General features: G+C 71.4%; 4 protein-coding genes and 1 pseudogene. 4 read left to right on the top strand and 1 reads right to left on the bottom strand.

Annotated features, from left to right (window positions below; genetic code table 11):
* Positions 1–1,254: FAD-binding oxidoreductase (locus tag NQ160_RS18400; RefSeq protein ID WP_257516573.1), on the top strand; the 1,254-nt coding region annotated here is incomplete at its 5' end.
* A 48-nt stretch (positions 1,255–1,302) separates the two neighbouring features.
* Here NQ160_RS18400 and NQ160_RS18395 read toward each other — a convergent pair.
* On the bottom strand, positions 1,303–2,082 hold the full coding sequence (locus NQ160_RS18395; protein WP_257516572.1) for a glucosamine-6-phosphate deaminase: 780 nt from the start codon (positions 2,080–2,082) through the stop codon (positions 1,303–1,305).
* Positions 2,083–2,293: 211 nt separating this feature from the next.
* Here NQ160_RS18395 and NQ160_RS18390 point away from each other — a divergent pair, with 211 nt between their 5' ends.
* The 3 genes and pseudogenes from NQ160_RS18390 to NQ160_RS18380 all read left to right on the top strand — a co-directional run.
* Complete coding sequence (locus tag NQ160_RS18390) at positions 2,294–3,775, top strand: L,D-transpeptidase family protein (RefSeq protein WP_257516571.1); 1,482 nt, start codon at positions 2,294–2,296, stop codon at positions 3,773–3,775.
* 28 nt (positions 3,776–3,803) lie between these two features.
* Positions 3,804–4,790: an acetylxylan esterase gene (locus tag NQ160_RS18385; protein WP_257516570.1), complete on the top strand. Its 987-nt coding sequence runs from the start codon at positions 3,804–3,806 to the stop codon at positions 4,788–4,790.
* 62 nt (positions 4,791–4,852) lie between these two features.
* Positions 4,853–5,004, top strand: a pseudogene (locus tag NQ160_RS18380) (GNAT family N-acetyltransferase); the annotation flags it as partial.

Below are 5,004 nucleotides of genomic sequence, written 5' to 3'. Positions count from 1 at the left end.
GCGGCCCCCCTGGCCGTCGTGCACGCGGCATCCATCGCCGACGTGCAGCAGACGATGCAGATCGCCACCGCGACCCGCACGCCCGTCGTCACCCGCGGCGCCGGTACCGGACTCGCCGGCGGCGCCAACGCAGGTGCGGGCGAGATCGCCCTGTCGGTGCGGGGCATGGACCGCATCCTCGAGGTGCGCCCCGACGACCTGCTCGCCGTGGTGGAGCCGGGCATCATCAACGCCGAGCTCAACGCGGCGCTGGCCGCGCACGGACTGTGGTGGGCCCCCGACCCCGCCAGCCGCGACATCTCCACCGTCGGCGGCAACATCGCCACCGGCGCCGGCGGGTTGCTGTGCGCCAAGTACGGGGTCGTCCGCGATGCCGTGCTGGGCCTGGACGTCGTGCTCGCCGACGGCCGGCTGGTGCATCTCGGCCACCGCAGCGTCAAGGGCGTCACCGGTCTTGACCTCACCGCGCTCATGATCGGCTCCGAGGGAACCCTCGGCGTCGTCGTGGGTGCAACGCTGAAGCTCCGCCGTCTCGTACCCGGCGGCACGCGCACCCTCGCGGCCACCTTCTCCGACGTCCGCTCGGCCGCCGTCGGGTCGGCCGCGGTGACCGCCTCGGGCATCCAGCCGGCGATCATGGAGCTGATGGATGCCGTCAGCCTCGAGGCCGTGCACCGGCTGCTGCAGCTGCCGCCTCCCACCCCGGGCGCCGCCCAGCTCACGATCCAGACCGACGGTCCCGCCGCCGACGTCGAGGCCGAGGCCATCGCCGATGTGCTGACAGCCGCGGGGGGCACGGTGGTCCTCGCCGCCGACGAGGCCGAGGGCGAGCGGCTGCTGGCCGTACGCCGCGCGATGCACCCGGCCATGGAGACCCTCGGCACGACCCTCATTGAGGACGTCTCGGTGCCCCGCAGCGCCCTGCCGGCGATGTTCGACGAGATCGCCCGCGTCGAGCGCGACCACGACATGGTGATCCCGACGGTCGCGCACGCCGGCGACGGCAACCTGCACCCGAACTTCGTGTTCGAGGGCACGGAGGTACCGCCGGCCGTCTGGGATGCCGCCGACGACCTGTTCCGCGCCGCCTTGCGCCTGGGCGGCACGCTGACCGGAGAGCACGGCATCGGCGTGCTCAAGCGGCGGTGGCTCGCCGACGAGCTCGGGGACGATCAGTGGCAGCTGCAGCGGGACATCGCCCGGGTGTTCGACCCGCTCGGCATCCTCAACCCCGGCAAGGTCTTCGCTCGCTGAGCGGGCTGAGCGGGCTGAGCGGGCCGAGCGTGTGAGCCCGGACCGCGCTCAGATCCCCTGCCAGGCGGGCTTGTTCTCCCACGTGTAGCGGTAGTAATCCGCCCGCGTGAGCTTCGACGCCGCGGCCTCGTCGACCACGACCGTCGCGTGCGGGTGCAGCTGGATCGCGGAGCCCGGGAGCGATGCGGTCACCGGCCCCTCGACCGCGCCGGCCACGGCAGCGGCCTTGCCTTCGCCGAAGGCCAGCAGCACGAGGTGCCGGGCCGACAGGATGGTGCCCAGGCCCTGCGTGATGCAGTGCATCGGCACCTCCTCGACCGAGTTGAAGAAGCGCGCGTTGTCGTCGCGCGTCTGCGCGGTGAGCGTCTTCACGCGGGTGCGGGAGGCGAAGGACGATCCCGGCTCGTTGAAGCCGATGTGCCCGTCGGTGCCGATCCCGAGGATCTGCAGGTCGACCCCGCCCGCCTCGGCGATGGCGCGCTCGTAGTCGTCGCCGGCGTGCTCGATGCCCTCGAGCGAGCCGTTCGGCACGCGCACGCGCGCCGGGTCCAGCCCGAGCGGCTCGACGACCTCCCGCGTGATGACGTTGCGGTAACTCTCGGGATGCGCCGGGTCGATGCCCACGTACTCGTCCAGCGCGAACCCGCGCACCTGAGAGAGGTCCACCTCGCCGTGTCGAGCCCGCAGCGCCTCGTAGACCGGCAGCGGCGTCGAGCCGGTGGCGAGGCCCAGCACGGCGTCGGGCTTTCGCTTCACCAGGCCCAGGATCTCCGCGGCGACGAGCGCTCCGGCATCCGCTGCCGACGGGACGATCACGATCTCAGCCATAGGACGCTTCCTCCTCGATGGGGCGCCCGCGCCGATCGGCGGAGGCGACACCTCCATCCAACCGCACCTCGTCCTCCCGCGCCGCCGATCGCGTCGAGCCGCCGTCCTGCGCCGTACCGTGACCGTTCCGTTGCCCCCGGCGTGTCAGGCGTCGATTATCATGGTAAGGACGTATCGGCCCACACGAACCGGGGGGTGGAATGTGACGGACGTGGTCACCAGGCCAGAGGCAGACAGTTCGAACGGCGCTGCCGCCGGCGATGCGACGACCGTCGCCCTCGACGCAGGAGGTGACCGCACCGACGGAAACGACGTGCGCTGGGCACCCGCCGAAGCGGCACCCAAGCGACGCCGACTGGGTCTGTGGATCGGCGTACCGGCCGCTGCCCTCGCACTCGGCGCGGCCGCCGCATCGCTCATGCTGGTCGCCCCGGGCACGTCCGTGGCCGGCGTGCCGGTCGGGTGGCTCACTCCCGGTGCCGCAGGCGACGTGATCAACGAGCGCCTCGGCAGCACCGAGATCGTGCTGGAGGGCGGCGCGACCGTCACCGCCGCCGACCTGGGCGCGAGCGTCGACGGTCGGGCCCTCGCCGAAGCCGCCTTCGCCGAGCGCCCCATGTGGAACGTCACCCAGTGGTTCGGCGATCCCGTGGCCGCCACCGTGACCATCGACGCCGAGCAGACGGCGGAGGTGCTGCGCGACATCGCCCCCGCGCTGTACACGGCGCCCACCGACGCGACGGTCGCCTTCGACGCGGCATCGCAGGCCTACGTGCTGACCCCCGCGATCGACGGCGAAGGCATCGACCCGACGGCCGTCGAAGCGGCGCTGCAGCAGGCCTTCGACGACGGTGCGGCCTCGGTCACCCTCGACGATCCCGGCCGGGCCACGCTGCCCGCGCACACGACCACCGAAGAAGGTCAGGCGGGCGTCGACACGCTCAACGCCATGCTCGATTCCGCCGGCTTCTACATCGGCGAGGAGCGCACCGTGCCGATCGACCGGGCGGCGCTGGCATCCTGGCTGACCCTGTCGACGGGCGAGAACGGCGAAGTGACGTTCGAAGCGGATGCCGCGGCGATCCAGCCGATGGTCGACACCCTGCCCGCTCTCGTCGCCCGCGAAGCGGTCGACGCCACCGTCATCACCAACACCGCCGGCGAGAAGCTCTGGGACATCCAGGCCGGTCAGACCGGCCGCGCGCTGGAATCGACCGACGGCATCGCCACAGGGTTCGCCGAGCAGCTCGCCGACGGCAACGCGGCCTACGCGCTGCCGGTCGTCGAGACCGAGTTCCAGACCACGTCGCTGACGCGCACCATCGACGTCAACCTCAGCTCCCAGCGCGTCACCCTCTGGGAGAACGGCGCCGCCGTGGACTCCTGGTCGGTCTCCACCGGCAAACAGGGCGCACCGACCTACCCCGGTGAGTACACGATCCAGAGCATGTACCCGATGCAGACGCTGTACGGCACCTACCGAGGGCCGAACGGCGAGGACCTCGGTCCCTACGTGCAGCCCGACGTGAAGTGGATGATGTACTTCAACGGCGGACAGGCTTTCCACGGGGTGTACTGGCACAGCAACTGGGGCACGCCCTCCAGCCACGGCTGCGTCGGGATGCCGGAGTGGCGTGCGGCGCAGCTCTACGACTGGGCTGCCCCGGGCGTCGAGGTGTCGATCCACTACTGAGCGCCCGCCGCCCTCTAGGGTGGCGATCGTGCCCCGTTTCGACCTGCCCGCGGCTGAGCTCAGCGCCTATCGACCCGACGTCCGCGAACCCGGCGATTTCGACGACTTCTGGACGCGCACGCTCGCGGCATCCCGCGCGGCGGGGGGCGAGGTGACCCGCCGCCCGGTGCAAACGCCCTTCACGGTCTTCGACGTCCACGACGTCACCTTCCCCGGCTACGACGGCGAGCCGGTGCGCGCGTGGCTGACCCTGCCGCGGGGCGTGACCGGGCCCCTCCCCGCCGTCGTGGAGTACAACGGCTACGGCGGCGGCCGCGGTCTTCCCGGGGAGCGCAGCACGTGGGCCTCAGCCGGGTACGCGCACCTGTTCATGGACACGCGCGGCCAGGGCTCGGCGTGGGGATCCGGCGGTGACACCCCCGACCCGCACGGGTCGGGACCTGCGGCGAACGGGTTCATGACGCGGGGCATCGACTCGCCCGAGACGTACTACTACCGGCGGGTCTTCACCGACGCCGTGCGCGCCGTTGATGCCGTGCGCTCCCTTCCCGAGGTGGACCCGGCACGCGTGTCGGTCACCGGGGGCAGCCAGGGCGGAGGCATCGCGCTCGCCGTCGCGGGACTGTGCGACGGCCTCGTCGTCGCCATGCCCGACGTGCCGTTCCTGTGCCATTTCGAGCGTGCCGTGGGGCTCACCGACAGCGACCCCTATCAGGAGATCGTGCGCTACCTCTCGGTGCACCGGGACGCGGACGAGCGGGTCTTCGAGACGCTGTCGTACTTCGACGGGGTCAGCTTCGCCCGGCGGGCGACGGCATCCGCCCTCTTCTCCGTCGCGCTCATGGATCCGGTCTGCCCGCCATCGACGGTCTACGCCGCGTTCAACCACTACTCCGGCGACAAGCGCATCGAGGTGTACACGCACAACCAGCACGAGGGCGGACAGGCGCACCAGTGGTACGCGCAGGCTTCGTTCCTGGCCGACAGGCTGGGTGTGCTCGCGTCGACGGCGTGAACGGCATGTGACGCTTTCTCGCGCATGTGCGTCAGGGTCGCAAAGCCCGATAACCTGTGCTCATGGCTGAGCTTCATGTGGTGGAATTGTCGGCGTCGACGATCGTCGCGGTGAACAACATGTCACTGAAGCCGGGCCAGGAACGCTTCCTCGCCCCCGAGAGCTACGCGATCGCCGCCACCGTGGTGAACCCGGCCACCTCCTGGCAGCGGGT

It is taken from the genome of Microbacterium sp. zg.Y909 (genome assembly GCF_024626565.1).
Note: the sequence above shows the minus strand (reverse complement) of the source record. Positions and strands in the feature narration are given on the sequence as shown.